This window comes from Pseudomonas sp. Tun-23181 (assembly GCF_057415455.1).
Genome location: NZ_CM171630.1, coordinates 1,734,552 through 1,758,934 on the forward strand (window position 1 = coordinate 1,734,552; position 24,383 = coordinate 1,758,934).

The 24,383-nt window shown below is 64.8% G+C and carries 20 protein-coding genes and 1 tRNA gene; 10 read left to right on the forward strand and 11 right to left on the reverse strand.

Going from position 1 to position 24,383, the window contains the following annotated elements; genetic code table 11:
• Positions 1-59 precede the first annotated feature (59 nt).
• The 3 genes from fadA to ACDI39_RS08555 form a co-directional block, all read right to left on the reverse strand.
• A complete protein-coding gene (fadA, locus tag ACDI39_RS08545; RefSeq protein ID WP_225786924.1) occupies positions 60-1,235 on the reverse strand; it encodes an acetyl-CoA C-acyltransferase FadA in 1,176 nt (391 codons plus the stop codon).
• 31 nt (positions 1,236-1,266) lie between these two features.
• The gene (fadB, locus tag ACDI39_RS08550; protein WP_253090892.1) at positions 1,267-3,414 is read right to left on the reverse strand and encodes a fatty acid oxidation complex subunit alpha FadB; all 2,148 of its coding nucleotides are present in this window, start codon (positions 3,412-3,414) and stop codon (positions 1,267-1,269) included.
• A 457-nt stretch (positions 3,415-3,871) separates the two neighbouring features.
• Entirely contained in the window at positions 3,872-4,309 is a 438-nt protein-coding gene (locus tag ACDI39_RS08555) for a hypothetical protein (protein WP_225786926.1), read from the reverse strand.
• A gap of 109 nt (positions 4,310-4,418) precedes the next feature.
• Between ACDI39_RS08555 and ACDI39_RS08560 the strand changes: the two genes are divergently transcribed.
• Positions 4,419-4,862, forward strand: coding sequence for a universal stress protein (locus tag ACDI39_RS08560; RefSeq protein ID WP_225786927.1), 444 nt, complete (start codon positions 4,419-4,421; stop codon positions 4,860-4,862).
• 60 nt (positions 4,863-4,922) lie between these two features.
• Here the strand turns inward: ACDI39_RS08560 and ACDI39_RS08565 are convergent, their stop codons facing one another.
• Complete coding sequence (locus ACDI39_RS08565; RefSeq protein WP_225786928.1) at positions 4,923-6,854, reverse strand: ATP-binding cassette domain-containing protein; 1,932 nt, start codon at positions 6,852-6,854, stop codon at positions 4,923-4,925.
• A gap of 221 nt (positions 6,855-7,075) precedes the next feature.
• Here ACDI39_RS08565 and ACDI39_RS08570 point away from each other — a divergent pair, with 221 nt between their 5' ends.
• Positions 7,076-9,004: a transglycosylase SLT domain-containing protein gene (locus ACDI39_RS08570; protein WP_225786929.1), complete on the forward strand. Its 1,929-nt coding sequence runs from the start codon at positions 7,076-7,078 to the stop codon at positions 9,002-9,004.
• Between the two features lie 22 nt (positions 9,005-9,026).
• Here the strand turns inward: ACDI39_RS08570 and ACDI39_RS08575 are convergent, their stop codons facing one another.
• Positions 9,027-9,827 carry an MOSC domain-containing protein gene (locus ACDI39_RS08575; RefSeq protein WP_486538375.1) on the reverse strand — a complete coding sequence of 267 codons (801 nt, stop codon included), beginning with the start codon at positions 9,825-9,827 and terminating at the stop codon, positions 9,027-9,029.
• A 123-nt stretch (positions 9,828-9,950) separates the two neighbouring features.
• On the reverse strand, positions 9,951-10,886 hold the full coding sequence (locus ACDI39_RS08580) for a chemotaxis protein CheV (RefSeq protein WP_225786931.1): 936 nt from the start codon (positions 10,884-10,886) through the stop codon (positions 9,951-9,953).
• Positions 10,887-11,213: 327 nt separating this feature from the next.
• On the opposite strand from ACDI39_RS08580, the gene ACDI39_RS08585 reads away from it, so the two are divergent.
• From ACDI39_RS08585 to ACDI39_RS08595, 3 genes are all read left to right on the forward strand, one after another.
• Complete coding sequence (locus ACDI39_RS08585; protein WP_410896918.1) at positions 11,214-11,729, forward strand: histidine kinase; 516 nt, start codon at positions 11,214-11,216, stop codon at positions 11,727-11,729.
• Between the two features lie 343 nt (positions 11,730-12,072).
• Complete coding sequence (locus ACDI39_RS08590) at positions 12,073-12,969, forward strand: sensor histidine kinase (RefSeq protein ID WP_253100469.1); 897 nt, start codon at positions 12,073-12,075, stop codon at positions 12,967-12,969.
• Complete coding sequence (locus ACDI39_RS08595) at positions 12,959-13,618, forward strand: response regulator (protein WP_225786934.1); 660 nt, start codon at positions 12,959-12,961, stop codon at positions 13,616-13,618. Before ACDI39_RS08590 ends, ACDI39_RS08595 begins: the two co-directional genes overlap by 11 nt.
• On the opposite strand, the gene yegS is transcribed toward ACDI39_RS08595, so the two are convergent.
• Positions 13,602-14,489 (reverse strand): lipid kinase YegS, encoded by an 888-nt coding sequence (gene yegS, locus ACDI39_RS08600; RefSeq protein ID WP_253100472.1) that lies wholly within the window; start codon positions 14,487-14,489, stop codon positions 13,602-13,604. The two genes, ACDI39_RS08595 and yegS, sit on opposite strands and share 17 nt — an antisense overlap.
• 275 nt (positions 14,490-14,764) lie before the next feature.
• Between yegS and ACDI39_RS08605 the strand changes: the two genes are divergently transcribed.
• Both ACDI39_RS08605 and ACDI39_RS08610 read left to right on the forward strand, forming a co-directional pair.
• Positions 14,765-16,219 carry a mannose-1-phosphate guanylyltransferase/mannose-6-phosphate isomerase gene (locus ACDI39_RS08605; RefSeq protein WP_253100475.1) on the forward strand — a complete coding sequence of 485 codons (1,455 nt, stop codon included), beginning with the start codon at positions 14,765-14,767 and terminating at the stop codon, positions 16,217-16,219.
• A 63-nt stretch (positions 16,220-16,282) separates the two neighbouring features.
• Entirely contained in the window at positions 16,283-17,530 is a 1,248-nt protein-coding gene (locus tag ACDI39_RS08610) for a glycosyltransferase family 4 protein (protein WP_225786937.1), read from the forward strand.
• Here ACDI39_RS08610 and ACDI39_RS08615 read toward each other — a convergent pair.
• Both ACDI39_RS08615 and moaB read right to left on the reverse strand, forming a co-directional pair.
• Positions 17,519-18,724, reverse strand: a complete 1,206-nt coding sequence (locus ACDI39_RS08615) for a molybdopterin molybdotransferase MoeA (RefSeq protein WP_225787152.1) — start codon at positions 18,722-18,724, stop codon at positions 17,519-17,521. The two genes, ACDI39_RS08610 and ACDI39_RS08615, sit on opposite strands and share 12 nt — an antisense overlap.
• A 4-nt stretch (positions 18,725-18,728) precedes the next feature.
• Complete coding sequence (moaB, locus tag ACDI39_RS08620) at positions 18,729-19,268, reverse strand: molybdenum cofactor biosynthesis protein B (RefSeq protein ID WP_225786938.1); 540 nt, start codon at positions 19,266-19,268, stop codon at positions 18,729-18,731.
• 295 nt (positions 19,269-19,563) lie between these two features.
• Here moaB and ACDI39_RS08625 point away from each other — a divergent pair, with 295 nt between their 5' ends.
• A complete protein-coding gene (locus ACDI39_RS08625; protein ID WP_110971301.1) occupies positions 19,564-19,785 on the forward strand; it encodes a YgdI/YgdR family lipoprotein in 222 nt (73 codons plus the stop codon).
• Between the two features lie 82 nt (positions 19,786-19,867).
• Positions 19,868-19,944 (forward strand) — tRNA-Pro (locus ACDI39_RS08630).
• A 179-nt stretch (positions 19,945-20,123) separates the two neighbouring features.
• Here the strand turns inward: ACDI39_RS08630 and mqo are convergent.
• On the reverse strand, positions 20,124-21,707 hold the full coding sequence (gene mqo, locus ACDI39_RS08635; protein WP_486538381.1) for a malate dehydrogenase (quinone): 1,584 nt from the start codon (positions 21,705-21,707) through the stop codon (positions 20,124-20,126).
• 437 nt (positions 21,708-22,144) lie between these two features.
• A complete protein-coding gene (locus ACDI39_RS08640) occupies positions 22,145-23,908 on the reverse strand; it encodes an ABC transporter transmembrane domain-containing protein (protein ID WP_253090890.1) in 1,764 nt (587 codons plus the stop codon).
• Between the two features lie 267 nt (positions 23,909-24,175).
• Between ACDI39_RS08640 and ACDI39_RS08645 the strand changes: the two genes are divergently transcribed.
• The gene (locus tag ACDI39_RS08645; protein ID WP_225786941.1) at positions 24,176-24,349 is read left to right on the forward strand and encodes a PA1571 family protein; all 174 of its coding nucleotides are present in this window, start codon (positions 24,176-24,178) and stop codon (positions 24,347-24,349) included.
• Positions 24,350-24,383 lie beyond the last annotated feature (34 nt).

A 24,383-nucleotide genomic window follows, 5' to 3' on the forward strand; every position in this document is an offset into this window, starting at 1 on the left:
CAAATCCTGTAAAAAACAAAAACCGGGGCGCTAGGCCCCGGCTGCTGTCAGCGACGCACTCAGACGCGTTCGAAGACAGTCGTGATGCCTTGGCCCAGGCCGACGCACATGGTGGCGACACCCAAGGTCCCGCCATTTTGCTTCATGACGTTGAGCAGGGTGCCGGAAATCCGTGCCCCAGAGCAACCGAACGGATGCCCCAGCGCGATGGCGCCGCCGTGCAGGTTAACCTTCTCATCCATCTTGTCGAGCACTTTCAGATCCTTGAGCACTGGCAGGGCCTGTGCAGCGAAGGCTTCGTTGAGCTCGATGAAGTCGATATCGGCCATGGTCAGGCCGGCACGCTTGAGCGCTTTCTGCGTCGACGGCACCGGGCCGTAGCCCATGATCGCCGGGTCGACACCGGCCACGGCCATGGAACGGATCACCGCCAGCGGCTGGATCCCCAGGTCCATGGCACGCTGGCCAGACATGACGATCATGCACGATGCGCCGTCGGTGATCTGCGACGAGGTACCGGCGGTAACGGTACCACCTTTCGGGTTGAACGCAGGCTTGAGCGAAGCCAGGCCTTCGAGGGTGGTTTCCGGGCGTATGGTCTCGTCGTAGTCGAAGACCTTGAGGAAGCCGTTCTCGTCATAGCCCTGCATCGGGATGATCTCGTCCTTGAACTTGCCTTCGACCGTCGCCTTGTGGGCGAGCTGGTGCGAACGCAGGCCGAACAGATCCTGCTGCTCACGGCTGATGCCATGCATCTTGCCGAGCATTTCCGCAGTCAGGCCCATCATGCCCGAGGCCTTGGCGGCGTGCAGCGACAGGTGCGGGTTGGGGTCGACGCCATGCATCATGCTGACGTGGCCCATGTGCTCGACACCGCCGACCACGAACACATCGCCATTGCCGGTCATGATCGCCTGGGCGGCGGTGTGCAGCGCACTCATCGACGAACCGCACAGGCGGCTGACGGTCTGCGCAGCGGAGGTATGCGGGATCGGGGTCATCAGCGAGGCCATGCGGGCGATGTTCCAGCCCTGCTCCAGGGTCTGGTTGACGCAGCCCCAGATCACGTCCTCGACTTCCTTCGGGTCGACCTTGTCGTTGCGTTCCAGCAGTTTGCTGATCAGGTGCGCGGACATGTCTTCGGCACGGGTGTTGCGGTGCATGCCACCCTTGGAACGGCCCATCGGCGTGCGGCCGAAGTCGACAATCACCACGTCTCTTGGATTCAGGCTCATATCAATATTCTCGCTCTAACTCGTTGGGCGCTCAGTTGAAGAAGCGCTGGCCGTTCTTGGCCATCTCGCGCAGCTTCGCAGTCGGGTGGTACAGCGGCCCCAGATCGGCGTACTGGTCGGCCAGGGCGACGAACTCGGCGACCCCGATCGAATCGATGTAGCGCAGCGCGCCCCCACGGAAGGGAGGGAAGCCGATGCCATAGACCAGGCCCATGTCAGCCTCGGCGGCAGTCTCGACGATGCCGTCTTCCAGGCAGCGAACGGTCTCCAGGCACAGCGGGATCATCATCCAGTTGATGATGTCCTCGTCGCTCACTTCACGCTGTTCGAAGACGATCGGCTTGAGCACGTCGAGCACCGACGGGTCGGCGACTTTCTTCGGTTTGCCGCGCTTGTCGGTCTCGTAGGCGTAGAAGCCCTTGCCGTTCTTCTGGCCCAGGCGGTTGGCCTCGTAGAGGGCGTCGACGGCGGAGCGGCGATCGTCCTTCATGCGGTCCGGGAAGCCCTCGGCCATCACGTCGCGGCCGTGGTGGCCGGTGTCGATACCGACCACGTCCATCAGGTAGGCCGGGCCCATCGGCCAGCCGAACTTCTCCATGACCTTGTCGATGCGCACGAAATCGACGCCGGCGCTGACCAGCTTGGCGAAGCCGCCAAAGTACGGGAACAGCACGCGGTTGACCAAGAAGCCCGGGCAGTCGTTGACCACGATCGGGTTCTTGCCCATCTTCTTGGCATAGGCCACGGTGGTGGCAACGGCCACTTCACTGGACTTCTCGCCACGGATGACTTCCACCAGCGGCATCATGTGCACCGGGTTGAAGAAGTGCATGCCGACGAAGTTCTCCGGGCGCTTGAGGGCCTTGGCCAGCAGGCTGATGGAGATGGTCGAGGTATTGGAGGCGAGGATCGCGTCCTCCTTGACCTGGGCTTCCACCTCAGCCAGCACGGCCTGCTTGACCTTCGGGTTCTCGACCACGGCCTCGACGACGATGTCGACATTGGCGAAGTCGCCGTAGGACAGGGTCGGGCGGATGGCGTTGAGCGCCTCGGCCATCTTCGCCGGGGTCAGGCGGCCCTTCTCGACGCGCTTGCCGAGCAGCTTGGACGCTTCGTTCAGGCCCAGTTGGATGGCTTCCTCGCGGATGTCCTTCATCAGGATCGGCGTGCCCTTGACCGCCGACTGGTAGGCGATGCCGCCCCCCATGATGCCGGCGCCGAGCACGGCGGCCTGCTTGACGTCGTGGGCGATCTGGTCATGGGCCTTGGCCTTGCGCTTGAGCTCCTGATCGTTGAGGAACAGGCCGATCAGGCTTTCGGCGACCGAGGTCTTGGCCAGCTTGGCGAAACCGGCGGCTTCGACTTCCAGGGCCTTGTCACGGCCGAAGTTGGCGGCTTTCTGGATGGTCTTGATGGCCTCGACCGGTGCGGGATAGTTCGGGCCGGCCTGGCCGGCGACGAAGCCCTTGGCAGTCTCGAAGGCCATCATCTGCTCGATGGCGTTGAGCTTGAGCTTTTCCAGCTTCGGCTGGCGCTTGGCCTTGTAGTCCAGCTCGCCGCTGATGGCACGCTTGACCAGATCGAGGGCCGCCGCCGGCAGCAGCTCGGGGGCGACCACGGCATCCACGGCGCCGACCTTCAGGGCGTCTTCGGCACGGTTTTCCTTGCCGGCGGCGATCCATTCGATGGCGTTGTCCGAACCGATCAGGCGCGGCAGGCGCACGGTACCGCCGAAGCCCGGGTAGATCCCCAGCTTGACTTCCGGCAGGCCGATCTTGGCGGTGCTGGACATGACCCGATAGTCGGCGGCCAGGCACATCTCCAGGCCGCCGCCCAGGGCGATACCATTGATCGCGACGACGGTCGGCACTTCGAGGTCCTCGAAGTCGCTGAAGATACGGTTGGCTTCCAGGTTGCCGGCGACCAGCTCGGTCTCGGGCAGCTTGAAGTTGTCGACGAATTCGGTGATGTCGGCGCCGACGATGAACACGTCCTTGCCGCTGCTGACGATCACGCCCTCGATGGCGGCGTCGGCCTTGATGGCGTCCACGGCCTGGCGCAGTTCGTCCAGGGTCAGGCGGTTGAACTTGTTGACGGACTCACCCTTGAGGTCGAACTTCAGTTCGACGATGCCGCTTTCAAGAGCCTTAACCGTGATGGCTTTACCTTCGTAAATCATCAACTGATCTCCACGATATGGAAGCTGAACTGTACACGCCGATCGCTGGTGCAAGGGCCGGCTATCCCGCCCCTTTCCCAGGCACACCCGTCAGCGCGCTAGTCGGGATTCTGTACGAGCGGTCTGACATACAAACGCTCAATTCATACGCCCGTTTGATTTGGGTACGCACACATTCTCCGAAAAGATCGACGTTGTCAAATGCTCGCAAGCAGCCTGAAAACGCGACTTTCCGGTCATTTTGCACCCCATGGGCAGGAAACATGATGACAGTGATCGCCGGACATTCATGTCAGCGATAGCCCCTGCGCAGCAGAAAATGTCAGCAGGCGGGAAATGAGTGACTACACTGGCGAGGCGATGTTCAACCGGCCTGCCTGGCCTTGAGGGCACGCCAGGGTCGCCCTGGTGGGTCTGCCTGGGACCGCGGGATTGCCCCGCGGTCTTTTTTTTGGCTTCAGGCCAGGTCCTCGAGGACCTGGGCAATATCCTGCAATACAGATTTGTCGCCACGCTCGCTCCAGTACAGGGCCAGCATGCGGTTGTCGGCCTCGACCTTGTAGACGCTCGCCGGCAAACGGGCAAAGGCCTCGGCCAGGCGCGGCTCCTCGCAGGGTTCGCGCCACTGGTTCCACCATACGCCCGGGGTGACCTGCCAATAGCTCCAGCGGTCGTCGTGCCCCTTGCGCCGCGCCCGGTGGTACTGTGGGCACGGGCTGGGCGGCTCTTTCTCCAGCCAGTGCGGCCACTGCTGGGGCGCCAATTGCATGGCCAGCCCCATGCGCCGCCCTTCCAGGCGCAGGTTCATCTGCTCGCTCTGCTTGCGCGATGGACGCAACCAGGCCAGAGGGCTGAGAATCAGCGCAAGGATTGACACCACCAGCCATACCGTCATATCTGTAGATCCCATAAAGCGTTGCAAATGAGCCGGTTAGCCATGTTTCACGGCGACCGGCCCGAAAGCGACCATACTTCTACTATCGCGATTGTCAGGAGTACCGCTCATGTCCTACGAACATCTTCTGGTCGCCGTCGACCTGACCGAAGAATGCGACCCGGTGATCAAACGCGCCATGAAGCTCGCCGAACCCACCGGTGCCAAGGTATCCCTGGTGCATATCGTCGAACCCATGGCCATGGCCTTCGGTGGCGACGTGCCGATGGACCTGTCGCAACTGCAGCAGCAACAGTTCGACCAGGCCAAGGAGCGCATGGACCGCCTGTTCAACAAATACCCGACCATCAACCGTGGCGACTCGCACCTGACCTACGGCCAGCCACGCCAGGAGATCCATCAGCTGGCCAAGGAACAGAACTGCGACCTGATCGTGGTCGGCAGCCATGGCCGCCACGGCCTGGCCCTGCTGCTCGGCTCCACAGCCAACGACGTGCTGCATGGCGCGCCGTGCGACGTACTGGCGGTGCGACTCCAGAAAAAAGAAGGCTGATAGCACACCGCTCAGCCAGACTGGCCCTTCGCGGGTACCCCCGCGAAGGGCCAGTGCGCATCAGCCTTCCAGTTCGGCCCAGCGCTCGACCAGCGCGTCCAGCTCGGCCTGCATCTGCTCCAGCTTCGCCAGCACCGCCGAGGTTTCGCCGATCGGCCGCTGGTAGAAGCCTGGCGCGTTGACCTCTTCCTGCACCGTGGCCATGCGCTGCTCCAGCTCGTCGATCTGCCCTGGCAGGGCCTCCAGTTCGCGCTGCAGTTTGTAGCTGAGCTTCTTCTTCGCCGGCTCCGCCGCAGCGGCAACGGCCGGCGTGGGCGCGGCCTCGGCAACCGGCTTTTCCACCACCGCACTGCCCAGTTCGGCCTTGCCGCCCTTGCTCTCGGTCACGCCCAGCAGCTTCGGCGAGCCACCCTGGCGGATCCAGTCCTCGTAGCCACCGACATACTCGCGCACCTTGCCCTGGCCTTCGAACACCAGGGTGCTGGTGACCACGTTGTCGAGGAAGGCACGGTCGTGGCTGACCATCAGCACGGTGCCCTTGAAGCCGGACAGCACTTCCTCGAGCAGCTCGAGGGTCTCCACGTCCAGATCGTTGGTCGGCTCGTCCAGTACCAGCAGGTTGGCCGGCTTGCTGAACAGCTTGGCCAGCAGCAGCCGCGCCCGCTCGCCGCCCGACAGCGCCTTGACCGGCGTGCGGGCACGCTGGGGGCTGAACAGGAAGTCGCCCAGGTAGCTCAGCACATGTCGGCTCTGGCCGTCGATCTCGATGAAATCGCGCCCTTCGGCCAGGTTGTCGATCACCGTCTTCTCCAGGTCCAGCTGATGGCGCATCTGGTCGAAATAGGCGACCTCCAGCTTGGTGCCGCGCTCGATCGTCCCCGAGGTCGGCTCCAGGTCACCGAGCATCAGCTTGAGCAGCGTGGTCTTGCCGGTACCGTTGGCGCCGAGCAGGCCGATGCGGTCCTCGCGCTGCAGGACCATGGAGAAGTCCTTGACCAGCAGGGGGCCTTCGGGGTGGGCGAAGCTGACCTTCTCCAGCACCATCACCTGCTTGCCGGACTTGTCCGCCACTTCGAGCTGGATGTTCGCCTTGCCCTGGCGCTCGCGGCGTTGGCTGCGCTCGACGCGCAGGGCCTTGAGAGCACGCACGCGGCCTTCGTTGCGGGTGCGGCGCGCCTTGATCCCCTGGCGGATCCACACCTCCTCCTGGGCCAGGCGCTTGTCGAACAGCGCATTGGCGGTTTCCTCGGCGGCCAGCATGGCCTCCTTGTGCACCAGGAAGCTGGCGTAGTCACCGTTCCAGTCGATCAGCCCGCCGCGGTCCAGTTCGAGGATGCGGGTGGCCAGGTTCTGCAGGAAGGAACGGTCGTGGGTGATGAACAGCACGGCGCCGTTGAAGCCGCTCAAGGCCTCCTCGAGCCAGGCGATGGCACCGATGTCCAGGTGGTTGGTCGGTTCGTCGAGCAACAGCAGGTCGGGCTCGGACACCAACGCCTGGGCCAGCAGCACGCGGCGGCGCCAGCCACCGGACAGCTCGGCCAGGGTCTTGTCGGCCGGCAGCTGAAGGCGGCTCAGGGTGCTCTCCACCACCTGCTGCAGGCGCCAGCCATCGCGGGCCTCCAGCTCGTGCTGGACGCGCATCAGCTTGTCCAGGTCGGCGTCGCCCTGGATGTTCTGGCTCAGGTGGTGATACTCGGCCAGCAGTGCGCCGACACCGTCCAGGCCCTCGGCGACCACGTCGAACACGCTGCGTTCGTCGGCCACCGGCAGCTCTTGCGGCAGCTCGCCGATCTTCAGCCCCGGCGCGCGCCAGATCTCGCCGTCATCGGCCTTTTGCTCGCCCTTGACCAGGCGCAGCATGCTCGACTTGCCGGTACCGTTGCGACCGATGATGCACACCCGCTCGCCACGGGCGATTTGCCAGGACACCTTGTCCAGCAGCGGCATGGCGCCGAACGCGAGGGACACATCGCTGAATTTGAGCAGGGTCATGATCGTCTCCAAAAACCGGGCGCGCATTCTACCCGACTTACCCTCTCCCGGCATCAGGCAGGCCATCTTCCGGGGGCTTTGCGACATCCGGTCGAAGATAATGATTGGATACAAGCGCAGTGCTTTCACCCGTGGCTGGCAAACGGCTAAGCTAAGGCAATCAACCCCAACAGTGCTGGCTTCGCCGTCACTTTCCCATGGTTCAACTGCCCGGACGTATCATGCGCAGCCGCCTGTTCCAATTCGTTTCCTGCCTGCTGCTCACCGCCACCACCGCGAGCGCGGCACACGCCATCGACATCACCCAGCAACGGCGGTACTACGACGAGGCCAAGCGCGCCCTGGCCAAGGGCGACAAGGGCCCCTACCTGCGCTATGCCCAGGCCCTGCGCGACTACCCGCTGACGCCCTACCTGGCCTACGACGAGCTGACCGCCCGCCTCAAGAGCGCCAGCAACCAGGAGATCGAGGGCTTCCTCGCCAAGCATGGCGACCTGCCCCAGGCCAACTGGATGAAACTGCGCTGGCTGCGCTGGCTGGCCGAGCGCGGCGACTGGAACACCTTCGTCAAATACTACGACCCCAAGCTCAACTTCACCGAGCTGGACTGCCTCAACGGCCAGTACCAACTGACCCATGGCCTGCGCGCCGAAGGCTTCGCCACCGCCGAAAAGCTGTGGAACGTCGGCAAGTCGCAGCCGGCCGCCTGCGATCCTCTGTTCAGCCTGTGGGCCGCCCAGGGCCAGTTGACCGAGGCCAAGCGCTGGCACCGCGCCAAGCTGGCGGCCCAGGCACGCAACTACGGCCTGGCCAACAGCCTGGTCAGGAACCTCACCACCCTCGCGCCCCAGGGCAAGCTGCTGGTCGAGGTGGCGCAAAAGCCCGAGTTGCTCAACCAACCGTCGCGTTTCACGCCAGTCAACGAGGCCATGTCCGACGTGGTCAGCCTCGGCCTGCGTCGTCTGGCGCGGCAGGACCCGGAGCGAGCCATGGCGCTGCTCGACGGCTATGCCCAGCGCATGCACTTCTCCCGTGACGAGAAGGTAGCCATCGCCCGCGAGATCGGCCTGACCCTGGCTCGCCGCTACGACCCACGTGCGCTCGACCTGATGACCCGCTACGACCCCGAACTGCGCGACAACACGGTCAGCGAATGGCGCTTGCGCCTACTGCTGCGCCTGGGCCGCTGGGAAGAGGCCTACGAGTTGACCAAGCGCCTGCCCCAGGACCTGGCGAGCAGCAACCGCTGGCGCTACTGGCAGGCCCGCAGCCTGGAACTGGCGCAGCCGAACGACCCGCAGATCCCGCTGCTGTACAAGACCGTGGCCCGCGAGCGCGATTTCTATGGCTTCCTCGCCGCCGACCGGGCGCAGACCCCCTACCAGTTGAACAACCGCCCCCTGGTGCTGAGCCAGCAGGTGATCAACAAGGTCCGCAATACCCCAGGCATTCGTCGCGCCCTGGAGTTCCATGCCCGTGGCCAGATCGTCGAGGGGCGCCGCGAGTGGTACCACGTCAGCCGCCACTTCACCCGCGAGGAGATGGTCGCCCAGGCACGGCTGGGCTACGAGCTGCGCTGGTATTTCCCGGCCATCCGTACCATCAGCCAGGCCCAGTACTGGGATGACCTGGACATCCGCTTCCCGATGGCCCACCGCGACACCCTGGTGCGCGAAGCCAAGGTACGCGGCCTGCATTCGAGCTGGGTGTTCGCCATCACCCGCCAGGAAAGCGCCTTCATGGAGGACGCCCGCTCCCCGGTGGGAGCCAGCGGCCTGATGCAACTGATGCCGGCCACCGCCAAGGAGACCGCACGCCGGTTCAACATCCCGCTGGCCTCACCGCGCCAGGTGTTCAATCCGGACAAGAACATCCAGCTCGGTGCGGCCTACCTGAGCCAGGTGCACGGGCAGTTCAACGGCAACCGGGTACTGGCCTCGGCGGCCTACAACGCCGGGCCGGGCCGGGTGCGGCAATGGCTCAAGGGGGCCAGGCACCTGAGCTTCGATGTGTGGGTCGAGTCCATTCCGTTCGACGAGACGCGCCAGTACGTGCAGAACGTGCTGTCCTACTCGGTCATCTACGGGCAGAAGCTCAATTCGCCGCAACCGTTGGTGGATTGGCACGAACGGTATTTCGACGACATGTGATGTACAGGGCCGCTTCGCGGCCCTACTCGATCACCTCGACCTTCATCCCCACCTCGATCCGGCCCCTGCCATCTGCCGCCAGGTTCTGCCCGAACAGCACATCCCCTTCCCGCTCGCGGAAGGTCTTCAGCGTGGCCAGCGGCTCGCGATCAGCACTGCGCTCGCCGGTATGCGGGTCGAGCGTGGTCAGGATGCAGCGCACGCTGGGCTTGAGCAGCCGAAACGTCATATCGCCGATGCGGATGCGCTTCCAGCCATCCTCGGCGAACGGTGCTGCCCCCTCGACCACCAGGTTCGGCCGAAACCGCAGCATATCCATGGGCCGTCCGATGCGTCGATTCAGCTCATCCAGCGAACCCTGGCCGATCAACAACAAGGGAAAGCCATCCGGAAACGCCGCCCGGTCACTGTTGAGGCCATAGCCATTGGGCAAATAACGGGCCCGCTGCTCGGGGCAATGCACCAGGCGCACGGGCTTGCCGAGCAGCTCGCTCAGCCAGGCCGCGGCGGCATCGCCGGCATCCGGAACACGCAAGGTATCGCGCCAGATGGTCACGCCCCGCAGGGCCTCGTCGGCAGGTGGCACGGCCACTTCCAGCGGCGCCTGCCCTGCTGTCTCGAGCAGTAGCCTGCCTTCGCCATGGCTCGCCTTGAGCTGGCCCAACCGCGGCCAGGCACGCTGGGTGAGGAAGCGGCCATTCTCCGCCTCCACTACCATCCAGCGCCGGTCGCCCTGCAACCCCAACAGGTCAACCGGTGAATCTTGCAGCCCCTGGGCCTGCCCTGACTTCACCGGGTACCGATACAACGCACTCAAGAACATCCTGCCCGCCTTGCCCAGTCGAAAACATCAAGCTTATACCCGATGCAGGGGCCGCTACGCGCCCTCTTCGCGACACAAGGCCGTTCCCACAAGGTCCTGCGCAAGCCGTAGAGCGCAGCTCAGCTAGGCCATGACATGGTCCAGCATCAAGCGCTGCTGCACCACCTCCACCAGCCGGTCGGGCTGGAATTTGGAGAGGAAGTCGTCGCAGCCGACCTTCTTCACCATCGACTCGTTGAAGCTTCCCGACAGCGACGTGTGCAAGACCACGTACAGGCCACGCAGGCGGGCATCCCCGCGTATCTCGGTGGTCAGCCGGTAACCGTCCATTTCCGGCATTTCCGCATCGGTGAAGACCATCAGCAGCTTTTCGCAGACATCCTCCCCCGCATCGGCCCATCCCTTGAGCATGCGCAGGGCCTTCAGGCCATCGCTGGCCACGTGCAGCTTCATGCCGAGCTGGGACAAGGTGTCACGCAGTTGCGCCAGGGCCACGCTGGAATCGTCCACCAATAGCACCTCGCGCCCCCGGGCACGGGCCAGGACCGGGTCCTCGAGCTTGTCGCGGGAAACCTTGGTGCTGTAGGGCACGATCTCGGCCAGCACCTTCTCCACGTCGATCACCTCGACCAGCCGCTCATCGACCTTGGTGATCGCGGTGAGGTAATGCTGGCGCCCCGCGCTGGACGGGGGTGGCATGATAGCTTCCCAGTTCATGTTGACGATGCGCTCGACACCGCCCACCAGGAAGGCCTGCACCGAGCGGTTGTACTCGGTGACGATGATCGTGCTGTCGGGGCCTGGCTGCAGCGGGCGCATGCCGATCGCCTGGGACAGGTCGATCACCGGCAAGGTCTGCCCGCGCAGGTTGACCACGCCGCAGACGAAAGCATGGCGCTGTGGCATCAAGGTCAACTTGGGCAACTGCAGCACTTCCTGGACCTTGAACACGTTGATTGCGAACAACTGGCGACCCGCCAGCCGGAACATGAGGATTTCCAGGCGGTTCTCACCCACCAGTTGCGTTCGTTGATCTACCGTGTCGAGAATGCCAGCCATTGGAAAACCTCCAGGCTTGAGTCAGGAAAGTGAATTCATCTGCCTTGTATCGGCGGGTTTCGATACGGCTTGACCCCTATCGGAAAATGCCGCCCGAGCAATTGATATCACTTTAACATCATGCTTTACTGCTGCCACGCACCTACAGCCCCTGTCGCCACCCATCAGGGAATCCCCTAGGCGCAATCGGGTGCAACCTGATGTTCCCGCCATCAGTTAGCCATTAATGTGACGCCATTCTCATTGCATGAACGGAGTCAGGCTTTTGCTAGCGATCGTTTTGGTGTCGCCACCCCCTGCTCCAGCCCCGCACGCTGGAGTTTCATGATGGATAGCGCACCCCTGAACAGCAGTGCCCTGCAGGATTTCCTGCTGGACGCCCAAGTCTTGTTGACCAAGTCCCAGGAGTGCCTGCAGCACCTGGAATTGATCGACAACGACCCTGATGCCTGCCACTGCCTGAACGATGCCCTAGCCACCCTCGCCCGGCGCGCCGACACCCTGGGCCTGCTCGAGGTGTCTCATTACACCGCCGGCCTGCAGCAGTTGCTCGCCCCCGCCTGCTGCCAGCAGCACCTGCCAGGCAGCGCCCTGGCCGCCCTACAGGGCTGCCTGACCCTGCTGGCCTGGCAACTGGAACTGGTCGATGTACGCACCGGCCGCCTGAACCTGGACCCTGCGGAACAGACCGAGCTGCTTGGCGAACTGGCCAGCGCCCTGGGCCAGCCACTCCCGCAATTGTGCGGGCCCTGCCAGGAGAGCGGCAACGCCTGCATCCACCCGCATCCACCGCACACCCTCCCCAACCAGGGGAATGCGTCGAGCCTCACGAAAGCCAACTAGGTACATGCACAACTTCAGCTTGGAACGTTGGCTTGGTGCAGACGAAACGAGCGGGGTGGCTCGGTGAGTTGTACCTGGAAGTAAAGCCGACCCACCCAGTAACAGCACATTGCCATCCAACTGGCCGCACGACCGCTCGTATCGGCCCGAAAACCCTGAGGTTTCAGTCAATTAGCCAGTCGCGACCAAATCAACCTGAAGTGATACCATGCGCACAACAAGTGCGCACGTCACAGGTATGGCTCGATTCGACGCACACTCGATGACTGACTGAAAGCAGGACGCCAAAGCCTCTGGCACATGCAAGGCCTCCAACAGCGATGATTCAGTGGCTTCCCAATCTATGCTCCCACGCTTGAAGATCCCCCAGCGTTGCCGCTCCTGCACTGCCCTGTTGCACTGGACGACCGCCGCCCTGTGCGTGGCATCGCTGGCTGCCAACCTGGTGCTGTGCCTGCGTGCGCAACCGCTGCCGCTCGGCCTGTTGCTGTTGCAACTGGCCGCCATGTTCGGGGTCGGTTGGCAACTGCGCCATGGGGCCCGGTCGATCAACCTGCGCCCGGCGGAACTGGCCGACCGCATGCTCAAGGTCCAGGAAAGCGAGCGCCAGCGGCTGAGCCGGGAACTGCATGACGACATAGGCCAGTTGCTCACCGCCGCCAAGCTCCAGGTCGATTGGTTGCAACGCCGCGCGCCCGACGAGTTGCAGACACAGTGCACCACCTTGCGTACGACCCTGGAGAACACCTTGGCCAACGTGCGCGATGTCTCGGCGATCCTCAATCCACGGCAACTGGCCAGCCTCGGCCTGGAAGCCAGCCTGCGCGCCCATCTGCTGCGCACCCTGGAAAACACCGACGTGCACTGGAGCCTGGAATGCCGGCAACGCCTGGGCGGTATCTGCGAAGCCGTGTCCATGGCCGCCTTTCGCATCACCCAGGAAGCGGTCACCAACATGCTGCGCCATGCCCATGCACGCAACCTGACGATCCGCCTGCAACGCACACCCGAGGGCCTCGCCCTGTCGATCCAGGACGACGGCTGCGGCTTCGTCCCCGCCGACGATCCGGCCAAGGCCGGCCAACGGGGCATGGCAGGTATGCTTGAGCGAGCGACGGCCCTGCAGGGCAGCCTGCAGGTGACCAGTCGACCTGGCCAGGGCACCCGTATCGACGCCCTGTTCCCATGGCCGCCACGCACCCGAGAACGTGCCAGGACCTCCGCTGCCCATGACCTGTAGATTGTTGCTGGTGGACGACCACTCGCTGATCCGCGCCGGGGTCCGCGCCCTGGTCGCCGACATTCCCGGCTACGCGGTGATCGGCGAAGCCGACGATGGCAGCCAGTTGCTGGAGATGGTCCAACGCCTGGCGCCGGATATCGTCCTGCTGGACATTTCCATGCGCTCGACCGGTGGCCTGGACGCCCTCACCCAACTGCGGGCGAGCGGTTGCACCTGCAAGGTGCTGATCCTCTCCATGCATACCGACCCGGAGTTGATCATGCGCGCCCTGGAAAGCGGCGCCCACGGTTACCTGCTCAAGGACACCACGGCCACCGAACTGGAGCAGGCCTTGCTCGCCCTGTGCAACGGCGAGCGCTACCTCAGCCCGGCCATCGCCCACACGGTGATCAACCAGGCCCTGCTACGCGCCCAGACGGGCAGGCAGCCTGCCAGCGACCGGCACAACCTGACCGCCCGCCAGTTGGAGATCCTGCGGCTGATCGTGCGCGGCAAATCGACCCGGGAGATCGCCAACGGCCTGGGCCTGTCGATCAAGACCGTGGAAACCCACCGCTCGCAGATCATGAAGCGCCTGCAGATCTACGACGTGGCGGGCCTGGTGCTGTTCGCCGTGCGCGAGAAGATCATCAGCCTGGACGACTGAGCAGCGGCGAATCGGCCGGCAGGTGCAGACGCAATGCCCCCGGGCAGGCCTCGAATCGCAGGCTGTCGGCCTGCAGCGGTTCACCGTCGAGGTTGATGTCCAGGCCCTGGGAGCTCTTGATTTCCACCCAGGGCAAGCGGGCCCGGACGAACAATTCCTCCCCGGCGAGCAACTCACGCAAGGCCCCCACCATCTCCTGCGGTGCGGGCAGGATACCGATATCCAGCAGGCCGTCGTCGACCACCGCCTGCGGGCACAGCACGTGCCCGCCCCCGGCCTGGCGGCCATTGCCGATGCCCAGCGCCAGCAGGTCGCCCTGCCAGTGGAAGTCCGGTCCCTGCAGCTCCACCGAGGCCGCCTGCAGCTCGTTGAAACGCGACAGGCCAGTGAACAGATAGGCGGCCGCACCCAGCACCTTCTTCAAGTCCTCCGAGGTATTGGCCGTGACCTGGCTGCCGAAACCGCCCGTGGCCATGTTGAGGAACAGTTGCTCGCCGACCTTGCCCAGGTCGATGGCCCGGGCGGGTTGCTCCAGCAGGGCCAGGGCGGCATCCGGCTCCAGCGGTACCGCCGCGGCCTTGGCGAAATCATTGGCCGTGCCCAGCGGCAACAGCGCCAGGCTGGCCTGACCGCCGGCCAGGCCCATGGCCTCGGCCACATCACGCAAGGTGCCATCGCCGCCACCGGCCACGATATGGGGATAACCGGCCGCCAAGGCCTCATCGACCAGGCGCTGGGCATCGCCCGCCTCCCAGGTCAAGCGCACGTCCAGTGTCCAGCCTCGTTCCCGCAAGCTGCCCACGGCGCTGCGCACCTCCTCGTTCATGGCTTGCTTGCCATGCAGGATCAACATCGCCTTGCGCTCGTGCATCGCGCTACTCCCTGAAGAAAGTCCACTCCGATCTCGACCATCGCCCGAGGCAGATTGCTGCATGCCAAGGGCGATTGCGTCAGCAGATAGCCGGTTTCACATAAATAACATTGAAAGCTGAAAGCAGCGGGTGCATCATTCGACAAATATTTGGCCTTCACGGATGATGCCGACAGAAAAAGTCATTTTATTGACTTTTCTCCCCGCCAGACGCCTGACAGGTCGAGATTTCCTTTGGTCGCGCTGCCCGCAGCGCCCTGATTCGAGGCTGTGAAATGAGCGTTCTGATTCCCTGCATCATCGCTGGCGGCGCCGGCACCCGTCTCTGGCCAGTGTCCCGCGAGGCCATGCCCAAGCCCTTCATGCGCCTGCCCGATGGCCAGAGCCTGCTGCAGAAGACCTTCGCCCGCGCCAGCGCCCTGCCAGGCGTGGAGCGGGTGGTGACGGTGACCAACCGCGATGTCTTCTTCCGCACCCAGGACGAGTACCAGCAGGTCAACCCGTTCAACGCAGCCCTGGACTTCATCCTCGAACCCTGCGGGCGCAACACAGCTCCTGCCATCGCCGCCGCCGCGCTGCACTGTGCCCGTCTGTATGGCGACGACTGCCTGCTGCTGGTCATGCCAGCCGACCATTTGATCCAGGACCTGGATGCCTTCGAGCAGGCCGTCGCCCAGGCCGCCCAACTGGCCCACGCCGGTTGGCTGTCCACCTTCGGCCTGCTGCCGACCCGAGCCGAGACCGGTTTTGGCTACATCGAGCAAGGCCAGGCACTGGGCGAGCTCGGCTACCAGGTCGCACGCTTCGTGGAGAAACCCGACGCCACCACTGCCCAGGCCTACCTCGACGGCGGCCGCCACCTGTGGAATGCCGGCATGTTCTGCCTGCGCGTGGACACCCTGCTGGACGAGCTGCAGGCCCATGCGCCGCAGGTACTGGCCAGCGTGACCGAGTGCCTGGAGCAGAGCGAGACCAAGCAGGGTGACCGCACCCTGCAGGTGGAACTGGAGCCGGCCACCTTCGCCAAGGCCCCGGACATCTCCATCGACTTCGCCCTGATGGAGCATTCCCGCCAGGTCGCCGTGGTGCCGTGCGAGCTGGGCTGGAGCGACATCGGCTGCTGGGAGGCGGTACGCGAACTCAGGCCCACCGACCGCCATGGCAACCATTGCAACGGCGAAGCCGTGCTGCACGACGTGCACAACTGCTACATCGATGCGCCGCGCCGGCTGGTCGGGGCCGTCGGCCTGGACAACCTGATCGTCATCGACACCCCCGACGCCCTGCTGATCGCCGATGCCGCGCGCAGCCAGGAGGTCAGGGTGATCGCCCAGCAGCTCAAGCGCCAAGGCCACGATGCCTATCGCCTGCACCGCACCGTCACCCGCCCCTGGGGCACCTACACCGTGCTCGAGGAAGGGCCACGCTTCAAGATCAAGCGCATCATGGTGCGCCCGGGCGAATCGCTGTCCCTGCAGATGCACCATCATCGCAGCGAGCACTGGATCGTGGTCAGCGGCATGGCCTGCGTGACCAACGGCGATGAAGAGTTCCTGCTCGACACCAACGAGTCCACCTTCATCAAGCCAGGCCGCACCCACCGCCTGACCAACCCCGGCGTCATCGACCTGGTGATGATCGAGGTGCAAAGCGGCGAGTACCTGGGCGAAGACGACATCGTGCGCTTTACTGATATCTATGGACGCGCCCCGGCAGCCGCCCTCGGTTGACTGCCCCCAGGGCGCGTTCTGTCTTTCAGGGCCGCCAGGCGGCCCATAGCGAGGAACGGGGCCATGCGCATACTCTGGACACTGCCCTACCTGCCCTGGCCCACCACCAGCGGCAGCAAGACCCGGCAATACCACCTGCTGCGCGAACTGGCGCGGCACGGGCACCGGATCACCTTGCTGGTGCAGTCGAAGGTACCGCTCGGCGATGCCGCCCGCGAGGCCCTGGAGCCCCTGGTCGAGCGCCTGGTCGTGCTCCCCAGGCGGCCACTGCACAGCCCGCTCAACCTGCTGGCCTCGCCGATCATCGACTACCCCATGCGGGCCATCATCCATGGCCTGGCGCCGTGCCTGCGACACCGCTTCGAGCAACTGCTGGACGAGCCCTGGGACGTGATCCAGATCGAACACAGCTACAGCTTCCAGCCCTTCGAGAAAGCCCTGCAGGCCCGTGGCCTGCCCTACATGCTCAGTGAGCACACCCTCGAATCGGTGATGGGCGTCGCCTGCCACGACCGATTGCCCCTGTGGCTACGGCCGCTCAATGCCTTCGACCGCTGGCGCTATCGGCGCTGGGAACAGCGGGTACTGCGCCAGCCCAGCGAGGTAGTGGCAGTCAGCGCCCATGATGCCGAATTGATCAGCCAGATCAGCGGGCGCCGGGTGAACGTGGTGGTCAATGGCGTCGATTGCGACTACTACCAGGCGGTGTGCCCGGCCTTTCACAGCCAGCGCCTGCTGTTCGTCGGCAACTTCGAGTATGGCGCCAACCTGGAAGCCATCGAATGGGCGCTGGAGGAGATCCTGCCCCAGGTATGGATGAGCAACCCGGCGGTACGCCTGGCCATTGCCGGGCATGCCCTGCCGCCCAGCTGGAAACTGCACTGGAACGATCCGCGCATCGAATGGATCGGCTATCGCCCCGACCTGCGCGAGCTGCAACGACGTTCGGCGCTGTTCTTCGCGCCGCTGCGCTACGCCGGTGGCTCGAAGGTGAAGATCCTCGAGGCGATGGCCGCCGGGCTGCCGGTGATCACCACCCACAAGGGCGCGTCCGGCCTTGCGGTCAACAACGGCGAGCACTACCTGGGCAGTGACGAGGGTGGTCAGCTCGCCCTGCTGATCACCCAACTGCTCAACCAGCCCTGGCGCATGTGCCAGTTGGGCGAGGCCGGCCGCCAGTTCGCCCGCCAACGCCACGACTGGAGCGTCGCGGCCCAGCAACTGGAGAACGTGCACATGCGCCTGCGCCAGTTGGCACCGGCGCAGGCCGCGTCCCTGGGCGACGTGTTGCTCGGCCGCTCAGCCAAGTAGCTCGCTGAAGGGAATGAACGACACGCTGTCGCCCTGGCGCGGCGTGGTGCCTTCGCGCACTTCCACCAGCCCCTCGGCCCAGGCCGCGCTGCGCAGCACGCCAGAGCTCTGGTTCTTGTAGATGCGCACCTGGCCTTGCTCGATCCGCGCCCGCAGGTATTCGCGGCGCGTGCCTGGGCGGGGCCAGTCGAATCCTGCCGGCATGTCGAAACGCAGTGGCGCGACCTGGGTCACGCCCTGGCGGCGCAACAGGTAGGGCCGGGTCAACAAGCCGAAGGTCACCAGGGTCGACGCCGGGTTGCCCGGCAGGCCGATGACCGGCACGCCACGAAAATGCCCGAACGTCAGCGGCTTGCCCGGCTTGATCGCCAGCTTCCAGAGGGCCAGTTCACCAGCTTCGCGCAAGGCCATTCCCAGGTAGTCGGCCTCGCCCACCGAAACGCCGCCCGTGGACAGGATCAGGTCGACATCGCCCAGCCCGGCCAGGCATTCGCGGGTTCGTTGCAGGTCGTCGGCGAGGATGCCCACATCCACCACCTCGCAGCCCAGGCGCTGCAACCAGCTGGCCAGCAGGCGGCGATTGCTGTTGTAGATCTGCCCCGGCCCCAACGGCAGGCCGGGCTCGACCAGCTCGTCCCCGGTGGACAGCACGGCCACCCGCACCCTGCGTACCACCTCGAGCCTGGCATGACCCAGGGTCGCGGCCAGGCCCAGCTCGATCGGCCCCAGGCGCGTACCCGTGGCCATCACTTGCTCGCCCACCCGGGTTTCCTGGCCCTGCGGGCGAACGTTCTGGCCGACCTGCAACGGCTCGAGCAAGCGTACCCGGCCATCCTCGAGGACCTCGACGTTTTCCTGCATCTCGACGCAGTCGGCGCCTTCGGGCAGTGGCGCGCCGGTGAAGATCCGGGCGCAGGTGCCCGACTGCAGCGGCGCGGGTGCGTGGCCGGCGAAGATACGCTGGCTCACCGCCAGCGGCTCGCCCTGCCAGTCGGCCAGGCGCAGGGCATAGCCATCCATGGCACTGTTCGGCCATGGCGGCAGGTCGAGGCTGGCCACCAGGTCACGGGCCAGCACCCGGCCCTCGGCGTCAGCCAGGGCCACGTCCTCGGTGTCACGGATCGGCGCGGCCTCGGCCAGCGCCAGCAGCCGCTCCAGGGCTTCTTCCACCGGCATCAGCGGCCGGGCCTGCATACCCTCAACCACGGCTGTCACAGGCCGCTGCCTGCTTCAGGTGGGGGACGAAGTTGCAGGGCCGGTGACGGGCATCGAGCTGTTCGGCGAGGATGCCATCCCAGCCGGTACGCACGGCATTGGTCGAGCCCGGCAGGCAGCACACCAGGGTACCGTTGGCCAGGCCTGCCAGGGCACGGGACTGCACGGTGGAGGTGCCGATGTCGGCCACGGAGATCTGCCGGAACAGCTCGCCGAAGCCCTCGACCTGCTTGTCCAGCAGGCAGGCCACGGCTTCCGGCGTGCTGTCGCGGCCGGTGAAGCCGGTACCGCCGGTGATCAGCACTACCTGCACCTGGTCATCGGCGATCCAGGTGGCGACCTGGGCGCGGATCTTGTACAGATCATCCTTGAGCAGTACCCGCGCGGCCAATCGGTGGCCGGCGGCGGTGAGCCGGTCGACGAACAACTGGCCGGAAGTATCGGTTTCGAAAGTACGGGTGTCGCTGACCGTCAGCACGGCGATGTTCAGCGGCACGAAGGGGGTATCTGCCTTGGCTTTCATGGAGATCCGTCGCAGCGGTGGGTGATGGCGGTTGTTATATCACAGGGTGGGCCGTCGCAGGCTGCGCTGCGTGGCTATGCAGGGGGCAACTGGGATTTGTCAGCCCATCGCCGACAAGCCAGCTCCCAGGGGCCGCGCCGTTCTTGAGATTCGGGGGGCAAGCGCGCCCCAGGACGACAGGCTATTGTTCTCCATCAATGCCCCACCTTTGCCGCTATGCTGCACTTTGCAAGGAACTTGCGCAGACACCTTGCGTCTTAACTGGCATCAAGCACCATTGCACTGGAGAAACACGATGATCCAACGGACCCTTCCCGCTTTCCTGCTCGCCCTGGGCCTGGGCGCCCTCGCCGGCTGCGCATCGCCAACCGTCATTACCCTGAACGACGGCCGCGAGATCCAGGCAGTGGACACCCCTTCCTATGACGAAGACTCCGGCTTCTACGAATTCGAACAGCTCGACGGCAAGCGTACCCGCGTCAACAAAGACCAGATCCGGACCGTCAAAGAGCTGTGATTTCGCCTCCCCTTTTTGGCAAAGCTCCTTTTTGCAACAAGGGGTTGCGTTCGAAAAGGGTATGCAGTAGGATTTCGGTCATCGGAGTGTAGCGCAGCCAGGTAGCGCGTCTCGTTCGGGACGAGAAGGCCGCAGGTTCGAATCCTGTCTCTCCGACCAAATTCCTCGAAACTGCAAGAAGCCCGCCTTGAGCGGGCTTTTTGTTGTGCCTGGAAAAAGGCTCTTTTACTGCGGCCATTGGGGGCCGCTTCGCGCCCCATCGCCGGCTTGCCGACGATGGGCTGCAAAGCAGCCCCATGGCGTGAGCAACAGCATTGCCCCGCGGTGCATGCTTCAATTTACTGCACCGCAGCCACTTCCTCCGGCAGCACCGGAACGTGCAGCAGTTGCAGGCGCGAATGGCTCCACTCACGCGTCTTGTTGGTCAGCTCGAGGTCGTTGTTCAGCTTCTGGCCATACGTCGGCACGATCTCCTTCAGCCTGGCCTGCCATTCCGGGGTCTTGATGCGGTCCTTGAAGGTCTTCTCCAGCACCGTCAGCATGATCGGCGCAGCCGTCGAAGCGCCTGGCGAAGCGCCCAGCAGCGCGGCGATGGTGCCGTCCTGGGAGGCCACCACCTCGGTGCCGAACTGCAGGATGCCGCCGTGCTCAGGGTCCTTCTTGATCACCTGCACGCGCTGGCCGGCCTGCAGCAGTTTCCAGTCCTGGTTCTGGGCGTTGGGGAAATACTCGCGCAGGGCATCCATGCGGTCGTCGAAGCTGAGCATCAGTTGGCCCATCAGGTAGGTGCTCAGGTCGAAGTTGTCGATGCCGGCATTGATCATCGGGCTGATGTTATGGGTGGTCAGCGAGGCGAACATGTCCAGCAGCGAGCCGTTCTTCAGGTACTTGGTCGAGAAGGTCGCGAATGGGCCGAACAGCAGCACTTCCTTGCCGTCGATGACACGGGTATCCAGGTGCGGGACCGACATGGGCGGTGCGCCGACCGAAGCCTTGCCGTACAGCTTGGCCTTGTGGCGGGCGACAATGTCGGGGTTGTCGGTCATCAGGAACTGGCCACCGACTGGGAAACCGGCGTAGCCCTCGGCTTCAGGGATACCGGACTTCTGCAGCAGCTTCAGCGCGCCGCCACCGGCGCCGATGAACACGAACTTGGCCTTGACGCGGGCTTCCTTGCCACCCTTGGCAAGGTCCGCCACCACCACGTTCCAGCTGCCGTCATCATTGCGCACGATGTCACGCACTTCGTGACGCAGGTGCAGCTTGACGTTCGGGTTGCGGGCCATGGAAGCGAACAACTGGCGGGTGATCTCGCCGAAGTTGACGTCGGTACCAATGGCCATGCGGGTCGCGGCGACCTTTTGCTCGGGCGAACGGCCCTCCATCACGATCGGCACCCACTTGCGAATCTGCTCGTGGTCCTCGGAGATCTCCATGCCACGGAACAGCGAACTGTGCTGCAGGGCCTCGACACGCTTGTGCAGGAACGCGACGTTCTCGTCACCCCAGACGAAGCTCATGTGCGGCACATTGTTGATGAACGACTTCGGGTTGCTCAGCACACCCTGCTCGACCTGGTAGGCCCAGAACTGCTTGGAGACCTCGAACTGCTCGTTGACGTTGACCGCCTTGCTGATGTCGATCTTGCCGTCCTTGCCTTCGCTGGTGTAGTTCAGCTCGCAGAAGGCGGAGTGACCGGTGCCGGCGTTATTCCAGGCATTGGAGCTTTCCTCGGCGACCTGGTCCATGCGTTCGTAGACGTCGACCGTCCAGTTCGGCTCCAGCTCGGTGAGGTAGGTCCCCAGGCTCGCGCTCATGATACCGCCGCCGATCAGCAGGACATCGACGGACTTTTCCGGCTCGCCGGGCTTGGAACAGCCGATGACGCTCAGGCACAGGAGCGTCAGCAGGATTTTTTTCATAGCTCAATCCAATTGAAGTGAAGTGGTTGGCATCTCGTTGCCGCCGGTGTGCACGCCCGGTTGTTGTTCTCGCCCGCACGACCGGCACTCGAGGCGAGTGGCGTCTTGCGGCAGTTGGCCAGCAAGATCGCAGGGTCGGCGAATGGGGTTTCGATGGATCGGGGCACGATCGCCTCGGGCACTAAGCCCAGCCCGCGCCAAAGCACAAGCCGTGCCAGCTCCACCAAGACCAATGGCTAATAGCTGAGGCGCATGGTCGCACCCGAAGATTGGCAGTTTTGCTGGCGACAATCCGCCACCTGCAGCGGGCGTTTGTCCAGCAAATGGCGGATTTCCCCCATTCAAGCTCCAAGCTTCAAGCTGATCGGCGCAGGGTGTCATGCCTGAGCGCCGCCCGCTCTTACTTACAGCTTGCGGCGTGAAGCTTGCCCCACTCTTCACGCAGAACTGAACTGCAGGGCAGCCAACCTTGCATAGAGCGGGCTTTCCTCGATCAATTGACGATGGTTGCCGATCGCCGCCAAGCGGCCCTTGTCGATCACCGCGATGCGGTCGGCATGCTGCACCGTGGCCAGGCGGTGGGCGATCACCAGCGTGGTCCGGCCCGCCATAAGGCCGGGCAATGCCTGCTGGACCAGGTGCTCGCTCTGGGCATCGAGGGCGCTGGTGGCCTCGTCGAGTAGCAGGATCGGCGCATCCACCAGCAGCGCGCGGGCGATCGCCAGGCGCTGGCGCTGGCCGCCGGACAAGCCGATGCCACCCTCCCCCAGCAGGGTCTGGTACCCCTGGGGCAATTGCTGGATGAACTCATGGGCATGGGCGCTGCGCGCCGCTGCCTCGACCTGCGCCAGGCTGGCCTCGGGCCGGCCATAACGGATGTTGGCCTCCACCGTGCCACGCAGCAACGCCGGGTTCTGCGCCACCAGGGCGAACTGCCGACGCAGCTCGTCCGGGGCCAGCTCGGCGATCGCCTGGCCGTCGAGCAGGATGCGCCCCTGCTGGGGGTCGTAGAAGCGCAGCAACAGGTCGAACAGGGTCGACTTGCCCGCACCGGAAGGCCCCACCAGCGCCACGGTCTGCCCAGGCTCGATGGTCAGGCTCAGGCCATCGATGGCCGCGACCGTCGGCCGCGACGGATAGGCAAAATGGATACCCTGCAGCTCGATACGCCCCTTGGCCCGCCCGCTCGGCAGCACGGCAGGCTCGACGGGGGCCAGGATGGCGCTGCGCGCCGCCAGCAGCTCGGCGATGCGCTCGGCGGCGCCGGCCGCTCGTTGCAACTCGCCGATCACCTCGCTGAGGGTGCCGAAGGCACTGCCGACGATCAGGCTGTAGAACACGAAGGCCGCCAGTTCGCCACCGGAGATGCGCCCGGCGATGACATCCATGCCGCCGACCCAGAGCATCACCCCCACCGCACCGAGCACCAGCACGATCACCAGGGTGATCAGCCATGCGCGCTGGGCGATGCGCCGTCGCGCCACGGCGAACGCCGCTTCCACGGTGCCGGCGAACAGCTCGCGGTCCCGCGCCTGATGGTTGTAGGCCTGCACCGTCTTGATCTGCCCCAGGGCCTCGGCCACGTGGCTGCCCACGTCGGCAACCCGGTCCTGGCTCTGCCGCGACAGGCTGCGCACTCGCCGACCGAACAGCAGGATCGGCGCCAACACCAAGGGCAGCGCCAGCACCACGATGCTGGTGAGCTTGGGGTTGGTGACGAACAACAGCACCACCCCGCCGACCACCATCAAAGCGTTGCGCAGGAACATCGACAGTGACGAGCCGATCACCGATTGCAGCAAGGTGGTGTCGGCGGTCAGCCGCGACTGGATCTCCGAGCTGCGGTTGTCCTCGAAGAACCCCGGGTGCAGGCCGACCAGGTGATCGAATACCGCCTTGCGGATATCCGCCACGCAGCGTTCGCCGATCCACGACACCAGGTAGAAGCGGCTGAAGGTCCCTACCGCCAGGGCCAGCACCAGCAGCAGGAACAAGCCGATGGCCTGGTTGAGCTGGTGTGGGGAGCGGGTCATGAACCCCTGGTCCACCAGCAGGCGGATGCCCTGTCCCATCGACAGGGTGATGGCGGCGGTCACGACCAGTGCCAGCAAGGCCAGCGCTACCTGCCTGCGGTACGGACGGATGAACCGCCAGCCCAGGCGCAGGGCGCGGCGCTGGCGGGAGGAAACCGGCTCGGGCATGAAGGTGTCCATTCACAGCTAGGGGGCAGCAGACTACCACTCATCCGCTCACGGGGAACCGTGGCCAGCCTCCCGGTATCGCAATGAGGACCACAGCGCAGCGGCGAGGCGATGGCCAAGGTTGCTATACCCTTTCGTTCTAACGTGCCTCTGGAGCTTTGCCGCGCTTTCTGTTGGACTGTCCCTGTCGTGACGCCCAGGGAGCTGTCACAGGCTAGTCACGGCAAGTGGTTTACCCTGAGCTTGAACCTGATGAGGAGACAGGAAATGAGCTTGCAGCATAGCAGCGATACGCCCAAGACCACGAACCAACCGCAATCCCAGGTCTGCGGCTCGATCATCGACGCCCAGGGCCGTGAAATCCCGATCACCGAGCAGATGATCCAGAAGGCCTGCAAGGACCTGGAAAAGAGCCGGGAAGAACCCGTGCGCAAGGCCTGAAGGCAACGAATCCCTTACAACCCGGCGCTTGCGC

What these genes read in the sequence shown, in the direction of transcription:
- mqo (WP_486538381.1), bottom strand. Translation starts at nt 21,707, where the DNA reads ATGAAAAAAATCCTGCTGACGCTCCTGTGCCTGAGCGTCATCGGCTGT.
- ACDI39_RS08565 (WP_225786928.1), bottom strand. Translation starts at nt 6,854, where the DNA reads ATGACCCTGCTCAAATTCAGCGATGTGTCCCTCGCGTTCGGCGCCATG.
- fadB (WP_253090892.1), bottom strand. Translation starts at nt 3,414, where the DNA reads ATGATTTACGAAGGTAAAGCCATCACGGTTAAGGCTCTTGAAAGCGGC.
- yegS (WP_253100472.1), bottom strand. Translation starts at nt 14,489, where the DNA reads ATGCACGAGCGCAAGGCGATGTTGATCCTGCATGGCAAGCAAGCCATG.
- ACDI39_RS08605 (WP_253100475.1), top strand. Translation starts at nt 14,765, where the DNA reads ATGAGCGTTCTGATTCCCTGCATCATCGCTGGCGGCGCCGGCACCCGT.
- ACDI39_RS08625 (WP_110971301.1), top strand. Translation starts at nt 19,564, where the DNA reads ATGATCCAACGGACCCTTCCCGCTTTCCTGCTCGCCCTGGGCCTGGGC.
- ACDI39_RS08580 (WP_225786931.1), bottom strand. Translation starts at nt 10,886, where the DNA reads ATGGCTGGCATTCTCGACACGGTAGATCAACGAACGCAACTGGTGGGT.
- ACDI39_RS08610 (WP_225786937.1), top strand. Translation starts at nt 16,283, where the DNA reads ATGCGCATACTCTGGACACTGCCCTACCTGCCCTGGCCCACCACCAGC.
- ACDI39_RS08560 (WP_225786927.1), top strand. Translation starts at nt 4,419, where the DNA reads ATGTCCTACGAACATCTTCTGGTCGCCGTCGACCTGACCGAAGAATGC.
- ACDI39_RS08595 (WP_225786934.1), top strand. Translation starts at nt 12,959, where the DNA reads ATGACCTGTAGATTGTTGCTGGTGGACGACCACTCGCTGATCCGCGCC.
- fadA (WP_225786924.1), bottom strand. Translation starts at nt 1,235, where the DNA reads ATGAGCCTGAATCCAAGAGACGTGGTGATTGTCGACTTCGGCCGCACG.
- ACDI39_RS08570 (WP_225786929.1), top strand. Translation starts at nt 7,076, where the DNA reads ATGCGCAGCCGCCTGTTCCAATTCGTTTCCTGCCTGCTGCTCACCGCC.
- ACDI39_RS08640 (WP_253090890.1), bottom strand. Translation starts at nt 23,908, where the DNA reads ATGCCCGAGCCGGTTTCCTCCCGCCAGCGCCGCGCCCTGCGCCTGGGC.
- moaB (WP_225786938.1), bottom strand. Translation starts at nt 19,268, where the DNA reads ATGAAAGCCAAGGCAGATACCCCCTTCGTGCCGCTGAACATCGCCGTG.
- ACDI39_RS08645 (WP_225786941.1), top strand. Translation starts at nt 24,176, where the DNA reads ATGAGCTTGCAGCATAGCAGCGATACGCCCAAGACCACGAACCAACCG.
- ACDI39_RS08575 (WP_486538375.1), bottom strand. Translation starts at nt 9,827, where the DNA reads ATGTTCTTGAGTGCGTTGTATCGGTACCCGGTGAAGTCAGGGCAGGCC.
- ACDI39_RS08555 (WP_225786926.1), bottom strand. Translation starts at nt 4,309, where the DNA reads ATGACGGTATGGCTGGTGGTGTCAATCCTTGCGCTGATTCTCAGCCCT.
- ACDI39_RS08590 (WP_253100469.1), top strand. Translation starts at nt 12,073, where the DNA reads ATGCTCCCACGCTTGAAGATCCCCCAGCGTTGCCGCTCCTGCACTGCC.
- ACDI39_RS08615 (WP_225787152.1), bottom strand. Translation starts at nt 18,724, where the DNA reads ATGCAGGCCCGGCCGCTGATGCCGGTGGAAGAAGCCCTGGAGCGGCTG.
- ACDI39_RS08585 (WP_410896918.1), top strand. Translation starts at nt 11,214, where the DNA reads ATGGATAGCGCACCCCTGAACAGCAGTGCCCTGCAGGATTTCCTGCTG.